This window comes from Pseudomonas asplenii, from assembly GCF_900105475.1.
In the GTDB taxonomy this organism is placed as follows: Bacteria; Pseudomonadota; Gammaproteobacteria; order Pseudomonadales; family Pseudomonadaceae; genus Aquipseudomonas; species Aquipseudomonas asplenii.
The window spans coordinates 4,569,954-4,589,194 of record NZ_LT629777.1; the positions used below are offsets into that span (position 1 = coordinate 4,569,954).

Annotated in this window: 14 protein-coding genes; 7 read left to right on the plus strand and 7 right to left on the minus strand. The window is 62.8% G+C overall.

Going from position 1 to position 19,241, the window contains the following annotated elements; translation table 11 throughout:
* Nucleotides 1-2: 2 nt before the first annotated feature.
* Together efeU and BLU37_RS20740 are read right to left on the minus strand one after the other, a co-directional pair.
* Nucleotides 3-845, minus strand: a complete 843-nt coding sequence (efeU, locus tag BLU37_RS20735; protein ID WP_010451547.1) for an iron uptake transporter permease EfeU — start codon at nucleotides 843-845, stop codon at nucleotides 3-5.
* A 247-nt stretch (nucleotides 846-1,092) separates the two neighbouring features.
* Entirely contained in the window at nucleotides 1,093-1,785 is a 693-nt protein-coding gene (locus BLU37_RS20740) for an aspartate/glutamate racemase family protein (protein ID WP_090208343.1), read from the minus strand.
* Nucleotides 1,786-1,861: 76 nt separating this feature from the next.
* On the opposite strand from BLU37_RS20740, the gene BLU37_RS20745 reads away from it, so the two are divergent.
* A complete protein-coding gene (locus BLU37_RS20745; RefSeq protein ID WP_090208346.1) occupies nucleotides 1,862-2,656 on the plus strand; it encodes an AraC family transcriptional regulator in 795 nt (264 codons plus the stop codon).
* 50 nt (nucleotides 2,657-2,706) lie between these two features.
* Here the strand turns inward: BLU37_RS20745 and BLU37_RS20750 are convergent, their stop codons facing one another.
* Nucleotides 2,707-2,931: a hypothetical protein gene (locus BLU37_RS20750; RefSeq protein WP_029533770.1), complete on the minus strand. Its 225-nt coding sequence runs from the start codon at nucleotides 2,929-2,931 to the stop codon at nucleotides 2,707-2,709.
* Between the two features lie 26 nt (nucleotides 2,932-2,957).
* Nucleotides 2,958-4,385 carry a cytochrome-c oxidase, cbb3-type subunit I gene (gene ccoN / locus BLU37_RS20755; protein ID WP_090208348.1) on the minus strand — a complete coding sequence of 476 codons (1,428 nt, stop codon included), beginning with the start codon at nucleotides 4,383-4,385 and terminating at the stop codon, nucleotides 2,958-2,960.
* 394 nt (nucleotides 4,386-4,779) lie between these two features.
* Between ccoN and tpx (BLU37_RS20760) the strand changes: the two genes are divergently transcribed.
* The 6 genes from tpx (BLU37_RS20760) (at nucleotide 4,780) to BLU37_RS20785 (ending at nucleotide 15,215) form a co-directional block, all read left to right on the plus strand.
* Complete coding sequence (tpx, locus tag BLU37_RS20760) at nucleotides 4,780-5,280, plus strand: thiol peroxidase (protein ID WP_010451559.1); 501 nt, start codon at nucleotides 4,780-4,782, stop codon at nucleotides 5,278-5,280.
* 286 nt (nucleotides 5,281-5,566) lie between these two features.
* Nucleotides 5,567-6,067 (plus strand): thiol peroxidase, encoded by a 501-nt coding sequence (tpx, locus tag BLU37_RS20765; RefSeq protein WP_090208351.1) that lies wholly within the window; start codon nucleotides 5,567-5,569, stop codon nucleotides 6,065-6,067.
* 169 nt (nucleotides 6,068-6,236) lie between these two features.
* Nucleotides 6,237-7,526 carry an MdtA/MuxA family multidrug efflux RND transporter periplasmic adaptor subunit gene (locus BLU37_RS20770; RefSeq protein WP_090208355.1) on the plus strand — a complete coding sequence of 430 codons (1,290 nt, stop codon included), beginning with the start codon at nucleotides 6,237-6,239 and terminating at the stop codon, nucleotides 7,524-7,526.
* Nucleotides 7,523-10,624: an MdtB/MuxB family multidrug efflux RND transporter permease subunit gene (locus BLU37_RS20775; RefSeq protein WP_090208358.1), complete on the plus strand. Its 3,102-nt coding sequence runs from the start codon at nucleotides 7,523-7,525 to the stop codon at nucleotides 10,622-10,624. The genes BLU37_RS20770 and BLU37_RS20775 overlap by 4 nt, the downstream gene beginning before the upstream one ends.
* A complete protein-coding gene (locus BLU37_RS20780; protein ID WP_090208361.1) occupies nucleotides 10,621-13,728 on the plus strand; it encodes an efflux RND transporter permease subunit in 3,108 nt (1,035 codons plus the stop codon). Before BLU37_RS20775 ends, BLU37_RS20780 begins: the two co-directional genes overlap by 4 nt.
* Nucleotides 13,725-15,215, plus strand: a complete 1,491-nt coding sequence (locus BLU37_RS20785; RefSeq protein WP_090208365.1) for an efflux transporter outer membrane subunit — start codon at nucleotides 13,725-13,727, stop codon at nucleotides 15,213-15,215. The genes BLU37_RS20780 and BLU37_RS20785 overlap by 4 nt, the downstream gene beginning before the upstream one ends.
* A gap of 48 nt (nucleotides 15,216-15,263) precedes the next feature.
* Here BLU37_RS20785 and BLU37_RS20790 read toward each other — a convergent pair whose 3' ends face one another.
* The 3 genes from BLU37_RS20790 to nirB all read right to left on the minus strand — a co-directional run bounded on the left by BLU37_RS20790 (nucleotide 15,264) and on the right by nirB (nucleotide 19,094).
* Nucleotides 15,264-15,998, minus strand: coding sequence for a hypothetical protein (locus BLU37_RS20790; RefSeq protein ID WP_090208369.1), 735 nt, complete (start codon nucleotides 15,996-15,998; stop codon nucleotides 15,264-15,266).
* 163 nt (nucleotides 15,999-16,161) lie between these two features.
* A complete protein-coding gene (gene nirD, locus BLU37_RS20795) occupies nucleotides 16,162-16,536 on the minus strand; it encodes a nitrite reductase small subunit NirD (protein ID WP_090208372.1) in 375 nt (124 codons plus the stop codon).
* Nucleotides 16,536-19,094: a nitrite reductase large subunit NirB gene (nirB, locus tag BLU37_RS20800; protein ID WP_090208376.1), complete on the minus strand. Its 2,559-nt coding sequence runs from the start codon at nucleotides 19,092-19,094 to the stop codon at nucleotides 16,536-16,538. Before nirB ends, nirD begins: the two co-directional genes overlap by 1 nt.
* Nucleotides 19,095-19,241: the final 147 nt, after the last annotated feature.

Sequence of the window (19,241 nt, forward strand, 5' to 3'; positions counted from 1 at the left end):
CCTTACTGGTTGGGAACGGAAGAAGTGTGCTTGGGGGCCAGGGGGGCGGCCGGGATGAAGAACATCACCAGGGCGATCACCAGGTACAGCAGGTAGGCGCTCAGTACGCTGACGGTCGGTGCATCCTGATAGCCGAACATGCCGGCCAGGATCGAACCGGCGGGGCCATCCATCGGCAACGTCGCGCTGATGTCGAAGACCACATCCTGCAGGTGATTCCACAGGCCGGCCTCGTGCAGGGCCTGTACCGAATTGGCCAGGATGCCGGCGGCAACCACCAGAATGAACAACCCGGTCCAGCGGAAGAACAGCGCCAGATTCAGGCGCATGCTGCCGGTATAGATGGCGAAACCGACCAGGATCGCCAGGATCAGGCCGAGCAGGGCGCCGATCGGTGCGCCCGGGCCTTCGCTCTGCTGGAACACCGCCAACAGGAAGAACACCGTTTCCAGGCCTTCGCGGGCGACGGCGAAGAACACCATGGCGATCAGGGCCCAGACCTGATGTTTGGAGGCCGCGAGGGCATGGTCGAGGGACACGTGCAGGGAATGCTTGATGGAGCGCGCGACCTTGCGCATCCAGAACACCATCGAACTGAGGATGCCGACGGCGACCAGGCCGACGATGCCTTCGAAAAGTTCCTGCTGCTTCTGTGGGAATTCGGCGCTGACCAGCTCCAGGCCGCCACCGACCAGCAGCGCGAGCGCGGCGGCGAGAAAGACCCCGATCCACACCGCAGGCATCCATTGGCCACGGCCAGTCTGCTTGAGGTAACTGGCAATGATGCCAACGATGAGCGCGGCTTCAATACCTTCGCGCAGCATGATCAGAAAGGGAACCAGCATTCGGAAATCGCGCCCGTTAGTAAAAGTGGATGGTAATTTGTAACATAATGATACTCATTACTAAACAGATTTTGCCGGTTATAGCTGAACCGGGGCTGAACGGTTGGGGTCGGGACTGACTTCACAGGCCTCTGGTGGAAGCCTGAGTGCTGGCGATAGCGACCGGTCAGTCAACGTTTTTGTCTGCTGGTATGGCGCTATCGCCAGCACGCCGGCTCCTGCAAGGTGTTCTACAGATTTGTGGGGTTCAGTTGCCCAGGGCGAAATCGACCGCCGCCAGCGCGTGCAGCTCGGTGGTGTCGAGCAAGGGCAGCGGGCTGTGCTCGGGTTTGATCAGCAAGCCGATTTCAGTGCAGCCGAGAATGATCGCCTCGGCGCCTCGCGCCGCCAGCCCCTCGATCACTTGTTGGTACAGCTGCCGCGATTGCTCGTTGATCACGCCCACGCACAGCTCGTCATAGATGATTCGATGGACGGCCTGGCGTTGCTCCGTTTCGGGAATCAGTACCTCCAGTCCCTGGGCCACCAGTCGCTGCTTGAGGAAGTCCTGTTCCATGGTGAACGCCGTGCCGAGCAGGCCGACCCGCGTTGCGCCGCGGGCGAGGGCGGCCTGGCCGGTCGGTGTGGCGATATGCAGGAAGGGGATGCTCACGGCGCCCTCGATCTGCTGCGCCAGCCGATGCATGGTGTTGGTACACAGCACCACGCATTCGGCGCCACCGGCTTGCAGGCGTCGCGCGGCGTCCTGCAGGATCAGCCCTGCATCGTCCCAGCGCCCGGCGTGCTGGGCCTGTTCGACAGGGCCGAAGTCGACGCTGTACATTAACAATGCCGCCGAACGCAGCGGGCCGAGTCGGGAGCGGACCTGCTGGTTGATGATCCGGTAATACTCGGCGCTGGACTCCCAGCTCATGCCGCCGATAAGGCCGATGGTGCGCATGTGGTGTTCCTTTCGATCACGGGTGTGCAGGCAGTCTGCGGCTTGGCGGCAATGGTGATCTATCAGGAAATTTCAGATGCGCGAACAACCGGTCGGTGAGCTTGCGATGCCTGCCCGGCGCCTGCTGGACGGGCGCCTGTGCCTGCAACTCTTGCCGCGCTCAGCCTATAGCGGGCGCGATCCAGTGCAATGGCAGACCTTGGGCATCGCCCTGGAGTCTCAGCGCGGTGTCCATGCCATCGGCTCCGACCGGCGCGTGGATTTCGACACCCGTCCCGGCACCCTGGCACTGACGCCGCCGGGTATCGAGGTGTTTTCCGAGTCCGCTGAAGGGGGCGAGTACCTGTTGGTGCGCTGGCAGCTCGAAGATGATCGCCCGGCGCTCCAGCAGCGGCTGGAGAGTCCCGGACACACGCGGGGTTTTGCCTTGGGGCGACAGCTGCGCCGGCTGTTGCTGGAGCCGGGTTGCGATCCGCTGATGCTCGAAGCGGTTGCGCTGGAGTTTGTCCGGTTGGGCGAGTTGGTTCCGCTCGGTAGTCCAGCACCGCCGAACTTCACGGCAGTGCTGCGTCGTTTTGCCGAGGATTTCGCCCAGCCCTTGAGCCTGGCCCAACTGGCGTCGGGGCAGGGGCAGTCGGAGCTACGTTTCCTGCGCGACTTCACCCGGGCCATTGGCATGACGCCCCATGCCTATCTGCTGGAGGTGCGGGTGCAGGCGGCACGGCGGATGATCGAGGGTGGCGAGCGGTCGCTGGCGCAGATCGCCCTCGATTGTGGCTTTGCCCAGCAGTCGCACCTGGGCAGCGCCTTTCGCAAAGTGCTGGGGGTGACGCCCGGGCAGTACCGCAGGCGTCTGGCAGGCTCCGTGTAGGCGCAGGGCTTGCCCGCGAACAGGCCCGCCCAGGCACCACAGCCTTGAATCTACATATCCATGTGTGCCCAACTCTCAGGCGGCCTTTCCTCAACCACCATCGCCGGCACCACCTTGCCCGTCGCCTGCTCAACCCGCTGCGCCACCTCCGGATCGTCGGAGAACAGCATCAGGCTGGCCTCGTCCAGGCTCTTTTCCGATTGGTCCCGCAGGCAGTAGCTGATGCCCAGATACAGCGAAACCACCGCCATCAGATTCAAACCGATTTCCAGCATCGTACGATCCTCCTCGCTCTGGGCATTCAGACAATTTGTGCCGCTTGCCGGGCTACCGTGTGGTCGGCGACCCGCACCGTGCGCCAGGTGTTGTAGGCCATCAACAACATGCCGCCGAGAAAGAACAGACCACCGGCAAACCGCACGACAAACCCGGGATGGCTGGCCACCAATGCCTCGACGAATGAATAGGTGAGGGTGCCGTCCTCGTTTACCGCCCGCCACATCAGGCCCTGGGTGATGCCGTTGACCCACATCGAGGCGATGTACAGCACCGTGCCGATGGTCGCCAGCCAGAAATGCAGGTTGATCAGGCCGACGCTGTGCATCTGTTCGCGACCGAAGATTTTGGGAATCATGTGGTACAGCGAACCGAAGGTGATCATCGCCACCCAGCCCAGCGCCCCGGCATGCACATGGCCGATGGTCCAGTCGGTGTAGTGGGACAGGGCATTGACGGTCTTGATCGCCATCATCGGACCTTCGAAGGTCGACATGCCGTAGAACGCCAGAGACAGCACCAGAAAACGCAGGATCGGGTCGGTGCGCAGCTTATGCCAGGCGCCGGAGAGGGTCATCATGCCGTTGATCATGCCGCCCCAGCTCGGAGCCAGCAGGATCAGTGACATGGCCATGCCCAGCGACTGTGCCCAGTCCGGCAGGGCGGTGTAGTGCAGGTGATGCGGGCCGGCCCAGATATACAGGGTGATCAGCGCCCAGAAATGCACGATGGACAGGCGGTAGGAATACACCGGCCGGCCGACCTGCTTGGGCACGAAGTAATACATCATCCCGAGGAAGCCGGTGGTGAGGAAAAAGCCCACGGCGTTGTGTCCATACCACCACTGCACCATGGCATCGGTTGCACCGGAGTAGACCGGGTAGGACTTGAACCAGTCCACCGGGATCGACAGGTGATTGACCACGTGCAGCATGGCGATCACCAGGATGAAGGCGCCGAAGAACCAGTTGCCGACATAGATGTGCCGGGTCTTGCGGCGTACCACGGTGGTGAAGAACACGATGGCATAGACGACCCAGACCAGCGCCATCCACACCGCGCCGCTGAACTCGATCTCGGCGTATTCCTTGGTGGTGGTATAGCCCAGCGGCAGGCTGATGAACATGATCACGATCACCGCCTGCCAGCCCCAGAAGGTGAACGCGGCCAGGGTGTCGCTGTACAGCCGCACCTGGCAGGTACGCTGGACCGCATAGTAGCTGGCAGCGAACTGTGCGCTGCCGGCGAAGCCGAAGATTACCAGGCTGGTGTGCAGCGGCCGCAGGCGACCGAAGCTGGTCCAGGGCAGGTCCAGATTCATCTCGGGCCAGACCAGTTGCGAGGCGATCAGCACCCCCATCGCCATGCCGATCACGCCCCAGAACACGGTGGCGATGACGAATTGTCGGACCACCTTGTAGTTATAGGCTTCTGCGTTTGCTGCTGTACTCATGGTCAAGTCTTCCACGGTTGCCAGATCGTGCCCGGCCACCCTGGCCTGGCAGGGGAGGACTGTAGGAATTGCTGCAGAAACAAAACAGACTCAGAAATGTCTCATTCATACGGATCAGGCTTTTATCCTGTATTGTCACGCTCTGAGGTGCACTGATATGGGTTTTTGTGAAGCATGGATAGGCTGTTTGTAGCGTTATCCGGTACAGGACGCCCGTTAGGGCGTACCCGGGACATAGGTGGCAGCTTTGCGCGCAAGCTCCTACAAGTAAAAGTTGTATTTCAGATTTGCCGCACCCTCGAAGGTGTGCGAATTTGTGGGTCCCCCATAGGTCGACTGACGCTTTCGTGCTTAACTTCGGCCTCTTCAAATATTTTCTGGAAGGATTTCGCTCATGGCTCAAGTCACCCTCAAAGGCAACCCGGTCAAGGTCAACGGCCAACTGCCTCAGGTCGGCACCCAGGCTCCGGCCTTTTCCCTGGTCAACGCCGGCCTGGCCGACGTCAGCCTGGAAAGCTTTGCCGGCAAGCGCAAGGTGCTGAACATTTTCCCAAGCGTCGACACCCCGACCTGTGCCACCTCGGTGCGTAAGTTCAACGCCCAGGCCAACGATGTCGCCAACACCGTGGTGCTGTGCATCTCGGCTGACCTGCCGTTTGCCCAGGCACGCTTCTGCGGCGCCGAAGGCCTGGAAAACGTCCAGAACCTGTCGACCCTGCGTGGTCGCGAGTTCATCGAAAACTACGGTGTGGCCATCGCTGACGGCCCGTTGACAGGCCTGACCGCCCGTGCGGTGGTGGTGCTGGACGAAAACAACAATGTCCTGCACAGCGAACTGGTCGGTGAAATCGCTGACGAGCCGAACTACGACGCAGCCCTGGCTGTATTGAAGTAAGCGGCGACGCAAGTCACCCACGGCCTGGCATTGTCCAGGCCGTTTTTGTTTGTGCCGGACTCGAACCCTGTGGCGAGCAGGCTTGCCCGCGCGGGCGCGCGAAGCGGGCCTGAAACCTTGACCCCGTTTCAACTGTCACACTGCGGTGCCTGGTCATGGGCCGCTCTGGCCTGGGCCTTCGGGATCCTTGCGTGGCTGTGACAATTTGTGTTCGGACGTAGGTGTCGGCGGCATATCGTGGTTAACTTCAACCTTTCTTCTGCAACTGTTCAAAAGGATAGACTTCATGGCTCAAGTGACGCGCAGAGGCGTAGTGGTGCAGGTCAACGGTGAGCTGCCGCGTCCCGGAACCCGGGCGCCCGGGTTTTCCCTGGTGAACAAGGACCTGGCTGACGTCTCTCTGGCTGACTTCGCCGGCCAGCGCAAGATATTGAACATTTTCCCGAGCATCGACACGCCGACCTGCGCCAAGTCGGTCCGCGCCTTCAACGCCCACGCCAATGAACTGAGCAATACCGTGGTGCTGTGCATTTCCGCCGACCTGCCGTTCGCCCAGGCTCGTTTCTGCGGTGCCGAAGGCCTGGAAAATGTCCAGAACCTGTCGACCTTGCGCGGCGCCCGATTCATGCAAGACTACGGTGTAGCCATCGCCGACGGCCCAACCGCGGGTCTCACCGCCAGGGCCGTACTGGTACTCGACGAACAGGACCAGGTGCTGCACAGCGAATTGGTTGCCGATATGGGCCAGGAACCCGACTACGCCGCCGCCCTCGCTGTCTTGCAGTAAGCGACCTGGCAATGCTTGACGGCCTGTCCCTGTCCAGGCCGTTTTCATTTGCATTTCAGTGTCTTGGTCGAAGAACGTCATGCAAAGGTAAATTGCCGGTAAAGGCCCTTTGCATGAAACCTCTGAGTGCTTATCTTTCAGGCTCCTAAGGAAGAAGCACTCGCCCACAATGGTTGATCACTCCATGCAATCCTCTGCTCCCCGCAAATCCCGTCGTTGGCTGTTTGGCCTGCTCACCTTGTTGATCATCGCGGCGCTGTGCTGGCATTTCTGGCCGGCGGGTGCGAACAAGGCCCAACACAAACCGGCCGGGCATACCGGCAAGACAGGCATGATGCGCCCAGGCTTCGGCGCCGCCACCGGCCCGGTGCCGGTGCGTGTGGCACCGGCTACCATTGGCGACTTCCCGCTCTATTACCAGGCGCTGGGCACCGTGACTGCGCTCAATACCGTCAATGTGCGCACGCAGGTGGCCGGGCAACTGGTCAAGATCAACTTCCAGGAAGGGCAGATGGTCAAGGCCGGCGATGTGCTGGCCGAGATTGACCCGCGCAGCTACCAGAGCGCCCTGCTGCAGGCCCAGGGTACCTTGCTGCAGAGCCAGGCCCAGTTGAAGAATGCCCAGGTCGACCTGCAGCGCTATCGCGGGCTGTATGCCGAAGACAGTATCGCCAAGCAGACCCTCGATACCGCCGAGGCGACGGTGCTGCAATACCAGGGCACGGTGAAGAACAACCAGGGCGCAGTCGATGCGGCAAAACTGAACCTGGAGTTCACCAAGGTCCGTGCACCGATTTCCGGACGCCTGGGCCTGCGCCAACTGGACGTCGGCAACCTGTTGGCGGCCAACGACACCCAGGCCGTGGCGGTGATCACCCAGACCCAGCCGATCAGCGTGGTATTCACCTTGCCGGAGAACAACCTCGACGTGGTACTGCCCCGTTTCCGCAGCGGCGCGCATCTGCCAGCCGAAGCCTGGGATCGCGGTGACGTGAAGCAGCAGGCCACCGGCGTACTGCAAAGCCTGGACAACCAGATTGATATCACCACCGGCACCCTGAAATTCAAGGCGCTCTACGAAAACAAGGAACAGACCCTGTTCCCCAACCAGTTCGTCAACGTGCACCTGCTCGCCGATACCCTGAAGAACGTGGTGCTGGCGCCGAGCGCGGCGATCCAGTTCGGTACCGATGGTCCCTTCGTCTATACGCTGGACGGCGACAAGAAGGTCAAGATCCGTCCGATCAAGGTCGGCTCCAGCGACGGCAACGTCACCGTGGTCACCGAGGGCCTGGCCGCTGGCGACCGGATGGTGCTCGAAGGGACCGACCGTCTCAAGGATGGCAGTGACGTGGAAGTGGTGAATGACAGCCAGCAGGTCCCGACCTCGCCGGCCGAGCACCTGCACGGCGCCAAGGATGCACCGGCTGAGGCCAAGGCGAAAAAGGTCGGCGCATGAATCTCTCGCGGCTGTTCATTCTCCGCCCGGTAGCGACCACCCTGAGCATGCTGGCGATCGTCCTGGCCGGGATGATCGCCTACCGTTTGCTGCCAGTGTCGGCGCTGCCACAGGTCGATTACCCGACGATCCGGGTGATGACCCTGTACCCGGGCGCCAGTCCGGACGTGATGACCAGTGCGGTCACCGCACCGCTGGAGCGCCAGTTCGGACAGATGCCCGGGCTGACCCAGATGGCCTCCACCAGCTCCGGCGGCGCCTCGGTGCTGACCTTGCGTTTCAACCTCGACATCAACATGGATGTCGCCGAACAGCAGGTCCAGGCTGCGATCAATGCCGCGACCAACCTGTTGCCCAAGGATCTGCCGGCACCGCCGGTGTACAACAAGGTCAACCCGGCCGATACCCCGGTGCTGACCCTGGCGATTACCTCGAAAACCATGCTGTTGCCCAAGCTCAACGACCTGGTCGATACGCGCATGGCGCAGAAGATCGCCCAGATCAGCGGCGTCGGCATGGTCAGCATCGCCGGTGGCCAGCGCCAGGCGGTACGGATCAAGGTCAACCCCGAAGCCCTGGCAGCCAACAGCCTGAACCTGTCCGACGTCCGTACGCTGGTCGGCGCCTCCAACGTCAACCAGCCCAAGGGTAACTTCGACGGTCCGACCCGGGTGTCGATGCTCGATGCCAACGACCAGTTGCGCTCGCCGAAGGAATACGCCGACCTGATCCTCGCCTACAAGAACGGCGCGCCGTTGCGTCTCAAGGACGTGGCACAGATCGTCGATGGCGCGGAGAACGAACGCCTGGCGGCCTGGGCCAATGAAAACCAGGCGGTGCTGCTCAACATCCAGCGCCAGCCAGGGGCCAACGTGATCGAAGTGGTGGACCGGATCAAGGCGCTGCTGCCGAGCATCACCGACAACCTGCCGGCAGGCATCAATGTCAGTGTGCTGACCGACCGTACCCAGACCATCCGCGCGTCGGTCACCGACGTGCAGCATGAACTGCTGATCGCCATCGCCCTGGTGGTGATGGTGACGTTCCTGTTCCTGCGCCGAGCCAGCGCCACCATCATCCCCTCGGTGGCGGTGCCGCTGTCGCTGATTGGTACCTTCGGCGTGATGTACCTGGCAGGCTTCTCGGTCAACAACCTGACGCTGATGGCCCTGACCATCGCCACCGGTTTTGTGGTCGACGACGCCATCGTCATGCTGGAAAACATCTCGCGCTTCATCGAGGAAGGCGACAGCCCCATGCAGGCTGCGCTCAAGGGGGCCAAGCAGATCGGCTTCACCCTGGTGTCGCTGACGCTGTCGCTGATCGCGGTGCTGATTCCGCTGCTGTTCATGGCCGATGTGGTCGGGCGGCTGTTCCGTGAGTTCGCCATCACCCTGGCGGTGGCGATCCTGATTTCCCTGGTGGTATCACTGACGCTGACGCCGATGATGTGCGCGCGCCTGCTCAAGCGTGAACCCAGGGAAGAAGAGCAGGGCCGTTTCTACCGCGCCAGCGGCGCCTGGCTCGATTGGCTGATCGAGTCCTACGGCCGCAAGTTGCAATGGGTGCTCAAGCATCAGTCGCTGACCCTGTTGGTCGCCGTCGGTACCCTGGCGCTGACCGTGTTCCTCTACCTGATCGTGCCCAAGGGCTTCTTCCCGGTGCAGGACACCGGGGTGATCCAGGGCATTTCCGAAGCGCCGCAGTCGGTGTCGTTCGCGGCCATGAGCCAGCGCCAGCAGGAACTGGCCAAGGTGATTCTGGCTGATCCGGCGGTACAGAGCCTGTCGTCCTATATCGGTGTCGATGGCGACAACACCACGCTCAACAGCGGGCGCCTGCTGATCAACCTCAAACCCCATCGCGAGCGTGATCTCAGCGCGACCCAGGTGATCGCGCGCCTGCAACCGAACTTGGACAAACTGGTGGGCATCCGCCTGTACCTGCAGCCGGTGCAGGACCTGACCATCGAAGACCGCGTCAGCCGCACGCAGTACCAGTTCAGCATGTCCTCGCCAGACGCCGACCTGCTCGCCGAGTGGAGCGGCAAGCTGCTCGACGCCCTGGCCCAGCGGCCGGAACTGACCGATGTCGCCAGCGACCTGCAGGACAAGGGCCTGCAGGTGTACCTGGTGATCGACCGGGATGCCGCGTCGCGGCTCGGTGTGGCGGTCTCTGACATTACCGATGCGTTGTATGACGGTTTTGGCCAGCGGCAGATTTCCACCATCTACACCCAGGCCAGCCAGTACCGCGTGGTGCTCCAGGCCCAGGCCGGGGAAAGGATCGGCCCGGCGGCGCTCGACCAGATCCACGTCAAGACCACCAGCGGCAGTCAGGTTCGCTTGTCGAGCCTGGCGCGGATCGAGGAGCGCCAGGCGCAACTGGCGATCTCCCACATCGGCCAGTTCCCGGCGGTGACGATGTCGTTCAACCTGGCACCAGGCATCGCGCTGGGGCAGGGCGTCGAGATCATCGACCAGGTGAAGCATGACATCGGCATGCCGATCGGCGTGCAGACCCAGTTCCAGGGGGCTGCCGAAGCCTTCCAGGCCTCGTTGTCGAGCACGCTGCTGCTGATCCTGGCGGCGGTGGTGACCATGTACATCGTGCTTGGCGTACTCTACGAGAGCTACATTCATCCGGTGACGATCCTCTCGACCCTGCCATCGGCCGCGGTCGGCGCCTTGCTGGCGTTGATCCTCAGCGGTAATGACCTGGGCATGATCGCCATCATCGGCATCATCCTGCTGATCGGTATCGTCAAGAAGAACGCGATCATGATGATCGACTTCGCTCTCGACGCCGAACGCAATCAGGGCGTTGCGCCCGAGCAGGCGATCTACCAGGCGGCGCTGTTGCGGTTCCGGCCGATCCTGATGACGACGCTGGCAGCGCTGTTCGGTGCCGTGCCGCTGATGCTGGCGACCGGCTCCGGTGCCGAGCTGCGTCAGCCCCTGGGCCTGGTGATGGTTGGCGGGTTGCTGGTCAGCCAGGTGCTGACGCTGTTCACCACGCCAGTGATCTATCTGTTCTTTGACCGTCTGGGACGGAGCTGGGGTCGGCATCCGAGCCGTCTGGAGCAGGCGGACACATGAACCTTTCCGGACCCTTTATCCGTCGGCCGGTAGCGACCATGCTGCTGAGCCTGGCGATTGTCCTGCTCGGCGGCGTCAGCTTCGGCCTGTTGCCGGTGTCGCCGCTGCCACAGATGGACTTCCCCGTGATCGTGGTCCAGGCCAGCCTGCCGGGCGCCAGCCCGGAAGTCATGGCCTCGACCGTGGCCACGCCGCTGGAGCGCTCGTTCGGGGTGATCCCTGGCGTCAACACCATGAGCAGCCGTTCCAGCCAGGGCTCGACCCGGGTGATCCTGCAGTTCGACCTGGACCGCGATATCAACGGCGCGGCGCGGGAAGTGCAGGCGGCCATCAACGCCTCGCGCAACCTGCTGCCCAGTGGTATGCGCAGCATGCCGACCTACAAGAAGGTCAACCCGTCCCAGGCGCCGGTCATGGTGCTGTCGCTGACCTCCGACGTGTTGCAGAAAGGCCAGTTGTACGACCTGGCCTCGACCATTCTGTCCCAGAGCCTGTCCCAAGTGCCGGGCGTGGGCGAGGTGCAGATCGGCGGCAGTTCGTTGCCGGCGGTGCGGATCGAACTCGAACCGCAGGCACTGAACCAGTACGGCGTGGCCCTGGACGATGTCCGGACCACCATCGCCAACGCCAACGTGCGCCGGCCCAAGGGCTCGCTGGAAGACGACCAGCGCAACTGGCAGATACAGGCCAATGACCAGTTGGAGAAGGCCAAGGATTATGAGCCGCTGATCATCCATTATCAGAACGGCGCGGCCTTGCGCCTGGGCGATGTGGCGAAGATCAGCGACGGCGTCGAGGACCGCTACAACAGTGGTTTTTTCAACAATGATTCGGCAGTGCTGCTGGTGATCAACCGCCAGGCCGGGGCCAACATCATCGAGACGGTCAACGAAATCAAGGCCCAGTTGCCGGCGTTGCAGGCGGTGTTGCCGTCCAGCGTCAAGCTCAACCTGGCCATGGATCGCTCGCCGGTGATCAAGGCGACTCTCCATGAAGCCGAGATGACCCTGTTGATCGCCGTGGCCCTGGTGGTGCTGGTGGTCTACCTGTTCCTCGGCAACTTCCGCGCCTCGCTGATCCCGACCCTGGCGGTGCCGGTGTCGCTGATCGGCACCTTCTCCATCATGTACCTCTACGGTTTTTCCCTGAACAACCTGTCGCTGATGGCGCTGATCCTCGCCACCGGCCTGGTGGTGGACGACGCGATCGTGGTGCTGGAGAACATCTCCCGGCACATCGACGAGGGCATCGCGCCGATGAAGGCGGCTTATCTCGGGGCGAAGGAAGTCGGTTTCACCCTGTTGTCGATGAACGTCTCGCTGGTGGCGGTGTTTCTCTCGATCCTGTTCATGGGCGGCATCATCGAAAGCCTGTTCCGCGAGTTCTCCATCACCCTGGCGGCGTCGATCATCGTCTCGCTGGTGGTGTCGCTGACCCTCACGCCGATGCTCTGCGCACGTTGGCTCAAGCCCCATGCCAAGGGCGTGCAGACGCGCCTGCAGCGTTGGAGCGAACGGGTCAACGAGCGGATGGTCAGCGTCTATGCCGACAGCCTGGACTGGGTGTTGCGGCATCGACGGCTGACCCTGCTCAGCCTGCTGATCACCATCGGCGTCAATATCGCCCTGTACGTGGTGGTGCCCAAGACATTCATGCCTCAGCAGGACACCGGGCAACTGATCGGTTTTGTGCGCGGCGATGACGGGCTGTCGTTCGGGGTGATGCAACCGAAGATGGATATCTTCCGCAAGGCGGTCCTGGCCGACCCGGCGGTGCAGAGCGTGGCTGGCTTCATCGGTGGCAACAACGGCACCAACAACGCCGTCATGCTGGTGCGCCTCAAGCCGATCAAGGAACGCAATATCTCGGCGCAGAAAGTCATCGAACGCATGCGTGACGAGATGCCCAAGGTCCCCGGTGCGCGGCTGATGCTGATGGCCGACCAGGACCTGCAGTTCGGCGGCGGTCGCGAGCAGACCACCTCGCAGTACTCCTACATCCTGCAGAGCGATGACCTGGCGGCCCTGCGCGAGTGGTACCCCAAGATAGTCGCGGCGTTCAAGGCGTTGCCCGAGTTGACCGCCATCGACGCCCGTGAAGGCCGGGGCGCCCAGCAGACCACCCTGGTGGTCGACCGCGACACTGCCAAGCGCCTCGGCGTCGACATGAGCATGGTCACTGCCGTGCTGAACAACGCCTATAGCCAGCGGCAGATTTCCACCATCTACGACAGCCTGAACCAGTACGAGGTGGTGATGGAGGTCAATCCCAAGTACGCCCAGAGTCCGGAAACCCTCAACCAGGTCAATGTGATCGGCAGCAATGGCCAGCGCATTCCGTTGTCGGCCATCGCCCACTACGAGAACAGCCTGCAGGACGACCAGGTCAACCATGAAGGGCAGTTCGCCTCGCAAAGCCTGTCGTTCGACATGGCCCCGGGGGTGACGGTGGAGCAGGGCACGGCCGCCATCGAACGCGCGGTGGCCAAGGTTGGCTTGCCGGAAAGCGTGATCGCCAAGATGGCCGGCACCAGCGATGCCTTTGCCGCCACCCAGAAAAGCCAGCCATTCATGATTCTTGGCGCACTGGTGGCGGTTTACCTGGTGCTGGGGATTCTCTATGAAAGCTATATTCATCCGCTGACCATTCTCTCCACCCTGCCTTCGGCCGGGGTCGGCGCCTTGCTCAGCATTTACCTGCTGGGCGGCGAGTTCAGCCTGATTTCGCTGCTCGGGCTGTTCCTGCTGATCGGTGTGGTGAAAAAGAACGCGATCCTGATGATCGACCTGGCTCTGCAACTGGAGCGGCATTCGGGGCTCGAACCGCTGGCATCGATCCGTGAGGCCTGCCTGCTGCGCCTGCGGCCGATCCTGATGACCACCCTGGCGGCGATCCTCGGTGCCTTGCCACTGCTGCTCAGCACTGCCGAAGGTGCGGAAATGCGCCAGCCGCTGGGCCTGACCATCATTGGCGGGCTGATCTTCAGCCAGGTCCTGACGCTTTACACCACCCCGGTGGTTTACCTTTATCTCGACCGCCTGCGCCATCGTTTCAATGCCTGGCGCGGCGTACGTACCGATGGTGCTCTGGAAACTCCGCTATGACTGACCATTCACGTTGCAATGCGACCGCACGGGCGGCGCAACGCCTGGAACTGGCGCGTGGCTCGCGCCTGCTGAGCCTGGCCCTGTGCGGGCTGCTCAGCGCCTGCGCGATCGGCCCGGACTACAAACGCCCGCAAGCCACCACACCCGCGCAGTACAAGGAAGCCAGCGGCTGGCGCCAGGCCCAGCCCAGCGACTCGCTGGCCCGTGGCGCCTGGTGGGAGCTGTATGGTGACCCGGTGCTCAACGACCTGGTGACCAAGCTCAACAGCGGCAACCAGACCGTGGCGCAGTCCGAGGCGCAATTCCGCCAGGCTCAGGCGTTGGTCCGCAGCTCCCGTGGCGCGTTCTTTCCCAGCGTCGACCTGAGCGCGGGCAAGACCCGTTCCAGCCAGGGTACCGGCAGCAGCAACTCGAGCCTCAGCAGTGCCTCGAGCGGGATTCGTGACACCTACAACACGCAATTGGGTGTGAGCTGGGAGGCCGATGTCTGGGGCAAGCTGCGCCGTGGCCTGGAAGCTGACCAGGCCAGCGCCCAGGCGAGCTTCGCCGACCTGGCTGCGATGCGTCTGAGCCAGCAGTCGGAGCTGGTGCAGAACTACCTGCAACTGCGGGTGATCGATGAGCAGAAACGCTTGCTCGAAGCCACGGTGCAAGCTTATGAGCGTTCGCTGAAATCCACCGAGAACCAGTACCGTTTCGGTGTTTCGGGCAAGGCGGCGATCGCCCAGGCGCAGACCCAACTGAAAAGTGCCCAGGGCGATCTGATCGACCTGATCTGGCAGCGTGCCCAGTTTGAGAACGCCATTGCCGTGTTGACCGGCCAGGCGCCGGCCGACTTCAAGCTGGCGGCCACCCGCGATGTCCCGGCGTTGCCGCAGATTCCGGTTGGGCTGCCGTCGCAACTGCTCGAACGGCGCCCGGATGTGGCTTCGGCGGAGCGCTCGGTGATCTCCGCCAACGCCAAGATCGGTGTGGCGAAGGCCGCCTACTACCCGGACCTGACCCTGAGCCTGTCCGGCGGCTACAGCAGCAGTACCTACGCTGACTGGATCAGCCTGCCGAACCGTTTCTGGTCGGTGGGGCCGAAACTGGCGATGACCCTGTTCGACGGTGGTCAGCGTTCGGCGCAAGTGCAGCAGAGCGAGGCGCTGTATGACCAGACCGTTGCCAAGTATCGGCAGACCGTGCTCGATGGTTTCCGCGAGGTGGAAAACTACATGGTGCAGCTCAAGGTCATGGAGAACGAGGCGGTGGTACGCCAACAGGCGCTGGAGGCGGCACGGGAATCGTTGCGCCTGACCGAAAACCAGTACAAGGCCGGGTTGATCGCCTATCTGGATGTGGTCAGTGTACAGACCACCGCGCTGAGCAACGAACGTAGCGTGCTGAGCCTGCTGCAGAGCCGCCTGCTCGCCAGCGTGCAGCTTATCGCTGCCCTCGGTGGCGGCTGGGACGGTGCCACCGGGCCGGTGGCGGCTCAGTAAGAGCCATCCTCCGTCCCTACTGGGACCGGGTGGCACCTGGATCGTCTTTCAGCTACGCGGGCCGAGGTCGATGCGGATAAACGTTCCCTTCGAATTGTCTCCCGCCTTGCCGGCCCGGCTGAACAGCTTGTAGTAAGCCAGGTGTACGCCGTCGGGCTTATCCAGAAAGTACTCTGCATCGAGCAGAATGACGGTGTCGTGATCGACCCGGGTCACCAGTGCATAGCTCTGGATCGGCTCATTGGCGCCGCCGAGCCTGAGGCCGATCCGGTCGCCGATGGTCTGCCCGGGATAACGATCGATGCGAAACTTCACGCAATTGCAATGCTTGCGCAGGTATTCCTGGGTCACACCTGGCCCTGAGCTGACCTCGTCATCCACCACAGGCTTGCTGCCGGCCAGGCCGTTATTGGGTACACGCCCGTCGAGGGTGAAGCTCGCCGTTTCCGATTCGAAGAGGGCGCCGGCATGGTTGCGTACCTTGAAGGCGACCTTGGCGATCCCTTCCTCATGCAGATACTGATAGGGCAACCATATCCTGAGCGGGAAGTGGATTGGTCCGGGCATTGGCAGGGGCAGTTCGTGGAGTCTGCCGGCCGGCGAGGTATGGAGCAGGGTCAGGTGATCGACCTGGCCGCCTTGTGCCGCATCGGGCCAGGCGGTCTCGATGTCCAGGGCGAGGCCGGACGTGAGGGCATCGATGGGCAGAAGGTTGTGTTGCGGGTAGTGAAAGTTCTCCAGCGCTGCTGGAATGTGGGGGGCGGGGAGTGTGGCGTGATCCATCGTCGTGATCTCCATCGTGACGGGTAAGTGGCAGGTATTGCCTGGGCAACACCTGTCTCACTGGCAATCCGGATGGATACAGCTGCCAAGCGTCCATTAGAGGTCGCTGTGGCAACTTTGGCTACTGTCAGTTCTGACAGTTCGCCAGGTTTCCCGACAGACGTCAGATCACCGCGATTTCCACCGCGTCGCCCGTCCAGCGCACCGGCCAGACCCGCAACTGCTGCTCCGGGTATTCCAGGCAACTGCCGTCCTCGAGGCTGAAATGCTGCTTGTACAGCGGTGAGGCGATAACCGGCTGACCCTTGATATGGCCGACGATACCGCGGCCGATCACATTGGCGCCGGACAGCGGGTCATGGTTGTCGATCGCATACAGGGTGCGCCCCTGGGCGCCATCGGGCAGGTAGAACAGCGCGACCTGGGCGCAGTGGAACCAGACCACCACGCCGGAGTTTTCCACCAGGTCTTCGCGGCGGCAGACCGCCTGCCATTGAACGTCATCGGCAATACGGTGTTGTGCGGTTGGCTGGGCCATCAGAGCACCTCCTCGTGGACGGGAATCAGGTTGAGTTCATCGGCGCGCACCGGCCGGCGCTGCGCACGCTCCTTGACGAAATGGATGTCCGGGTCGCTGCGCTGGTCGTTGACGAAGGTCCGGAAGCGCTTGAGTTTTTCCGGGTCGCTGATGGCATTGGCCCATTCGCATTCGTAGCGATCGACCACCAGTTGCAACTGGTCTTCCAGCTCGGCGGCCAGGCCCAGACTGTCGTCGATGATCACCGCCTTGAGGTAGTCGAGGCCGCCTTCGAGGTTTTCGCGCCACACGGAGGTGCGTTGCAGGCGATCGGCGGTGCGGATGTAGAACATCAGGAAACGGTCGACATAACGGATCAGCGTCGCATCGTCGAGGTCGGTGGCGAACAGTTCGGCATGCCGTGGGCGCATGCCGCCGTTGCCACAGACATACAGGTTCCAGCCTTTCTCGGTGGCGATTACACCGATGTCCTTGCTTTGCGCCTCGGCGCACTCACGGGTGCAGCCGGATACCGCCAGCTTGAACTTGTGCGGCGCGCGCAGGCCCTTGTAGCGATTCTCCAGCAGCAGGGCCATGGCCACGCTGTCCTGTACGCCGTAACGGCACCAGGTGCTGCCGACACAGGATTTCACCGTGCGCAGGGACTTGCCGTAGCCGTGGCCGGTCTCGAAACCGGCTTCGATCAGTTCGCCCCAGATCTGCGGCAGTTCGTGCAATTGTGCGCCGAACAGGTCGATACGCTGGCCACCGGTGATTTTGGTGTAGAGGTCGTATTTCTTCGCCACCGCGCCGAGGGCGATCAGTTTGTCCGGGGTGATTTCGCCGGCGGCGATCCGTGGGATGATCGAGTAGGTGCCGTTCTTCTGCATGTTGGCCATGAAGGTGTCGTTGGTGTCCTGCAGCGGCACCAGCGCCTTGTCGGTGATCGGCCGGTTCCAGCACGAGGCGAGAATCGACCCCACCGCCGGTTTGCAGATATCACAGCCGGTGTGGCCCTTGCCGTGACGGGCGAGCAGTTCCTCGAAGGTCTCGATGCCGCCCACCCGCACCATCGCGTACAGCTCCTGGCGGGTATAGGCGAAGTGTTCGCACAGGCTCTTGTCGACGGCTACGCCACGGGCGACCAGTTCGTGTTCGAAAACCTGCTTGAGCAGCGCGCTACAGCCCCCACAGCCGGTGGCGGCCCTGGTCTGTGCCTTGAGTTCGGACAGGTCGCTGCAGCCGGCGTCGACCGCGCAGCAGATCGCGCCTTTGGTGACGTTGTGACAGGAGCAGATGGTCGCCGTCTCGGGCAACGCATCGGCGCCAAGAGCCGGTGCACCGTCGCTCAGCGGCAGGATCAGGCCCGCCGGGTCCTGGGGCAGGGCAATGGCGTTCTGCACGTATTGCAGTAGAGTGTCGTAGTAACTGTTGTCGCCGACCAGCACCGCACCGATGACTTTCTTGCCTTCGGCATCGACCACCAGGCGCCGGTAGGCCGAGTTGGCCTCATCGATGAAACGGTAGCTGCGCGCTCCCGGGGTGGCGCCGTGGGCGTCGCCGATGGAGCCGACATCGACCCCGAGCAGCTTGAGCTTGGTCGACATGTCGGCACCGTTGAAGGTCTCGGCGGTGTCACCGGCCAGGCGCGTGGCGACGTTGCGCGCCATGCTGTAGCCCGGCGCGACCAGGCCGAACACGCTGCCGTTCCAGGAGGCACATTCGCCGATGGCCGAGATGGCCGGGTCGCTGGTCTGGCAGTGACTGTCGATGACGATGCCGCCGCGCGGGGCGATCTCCAGGCCGCTGTTGCGTCCCAGCAGGTCTTGCGGGCGAATGCCAGCGGAGAAGACGATCAGGTCGGTTTCGAGAAACTCGCCGCCGTCGAAATTCATCCGGTAGCGGTACTGTTCGCCGGCGACGATCTCCTGGGTCGCCCGTGACAAATGCACGCCGACGCCCAGCGCCTCGATCTGCGCCTTGAGTGCGGCACCGCCGTCACTATCCAGTTGTACCGGCATCAGGCGCGGGGCAAACTCGACCACATGGGCTTCCAGGCCGAGTGACTTGAGCGCATTGGCTGCCTCGAGGCCAAGCAGGCCGCCACCGACCACTACGCCGCGTCGTGCCTGGACAGCCGCGTCGCGGATCGCATCGAGATCGTCGAGGGTGCGGTAGACCAGCCGTGCCGAACCTTCGGAACCGGGAATCGGCGGCACGAACGGATAGGAACCGGTGGCCAGGATCAACTGGTCGTAGGGCTGACGCCCGGAACGGGTGACGATCTCCCGTTGCTCGCGGTCGATCTCCAGCACTTCGACGCCCAGGTGCAGCTTGACGCCATGCCGCTCGTACAGCCCGGGCTCGCCAAGGGCCAGGGCATGGGCGTCCTTGCCGGCGAAGTATTCGGACAGGTGCACGCGGTCGTAGGCCGGTTGCCATTCCTCGCCATAGACATGCAGTTCGAAGTGACGCAGGGCGCCGCGCTCGATCAACTGTTCGACGCAGTGATGGCCGACCATGCCATTACCCACGATCACCAGTTTCTTGCGATGTTCGATATTCACGATAGCGTTCATGGTGTTTCCTCGGATCACGGCCAATCACGGGCTGGCCCAGCCAGAAAAAATGCAAAAAAAAACGCCTGGAGCCGAAGCTCCAGGCGCCTTTGCCTGGTGTTTTTTATTCCTGTTCTGCAGGTGATCGCCGTTGACCACCGGAACGGT

Coding starts and splice junctions, on each gene's coding strand:
- efeU (WP_010451547.1), bottom strand. CDS start 845: ATGCTGGTTCCCTTTCTGATCATGCTGCGCGAAGGTATTGAAGCCGCG.
- BLU37_RS20740 (WP_090208343.1), bottom strand. CDS start 1,785: ATGCGCACCATCGGCCTTATCGGCGGCATGAGCTGGGAGTCCAGCGCC.
- BLU37_RS20745 (WP_090208346.1), top strand. CDS start 1,862: ATGCGCGAACAACCGGTCGGTGAGCTTGCGATGCCTGCCCGGCGCCTG.
- BLU37_RS20750 (WP_029533770.1), bottom strand. CDS start 2,931: ATGCTGGAAATCGGTTTGAATCTGATGGCGGTGGTTTCGCTGTATCTG.
- ccoN (WP_090208348.1), bottom strand. CDS start 4,385: ATGAGTACAGCAGCAAACGCAGAAGCCTATAACTACAAGGTGGTCCGA.
- tpx (WP_010451559.1), top strand. CDS start 4,780: ATGGCTCAAGTCACCCTCAAAGGCAACCCGGTCAAGGTCAACGGCCAA.
- tpx (WP_090208351.1), top strand. CDS start 5,567: ATGGCTCAAGTGACGCGCAGAGGCGTAGTGGTGCAGGTCAACGGTGAG.
- BLU37_RS20770 (WP_090208355.1), top strand. CDS start 6,237: ATGGTTGATCACTCCATGCAATCCTCTGCTCCCCGCAAATCCCGTCGT.
- BLU37_RS20775 (WP_090208358.1), top strand. CDS start 7,523: ATGAATCTCTCGCGGCTGTTCATTCTCCGCCCGGTAGCGACCACCCTG.
- BLU37_RS20780 (WP_090208361.1), top strand. CDS start 10,621: ATGAACCTTTCCGGACCCTTTATCCGTCGGCCGGTAGCGACCATGCTG.
- BLU37_RS20785 (WP_090208365.1), top strand. CDS start 13,725: ATGACTGACCATTCACGTTGCAATGCGACCGCACGGGCGGCGCAACGC.
- BLU37_RS20790 (WP_090208369.1), bottom strand. CDS start 15,998: ATGGATCACGCCACACTCCCCGCCCCCCACATTCCAGCAGCGCTGGAG.
- nirD (WP_090208372.1), bottom strand. CDS start 16,536: ATGGCCCAGCCAACCGCACAACACCGTATTGCCGATGACGTTCAATGG.
- nirB (WP_090208376.1), bottom strand. CDS start 19,094: ATGAACGCTATCGTGAATATCGAACATCGCAAGAAACTGGTGATCGTG.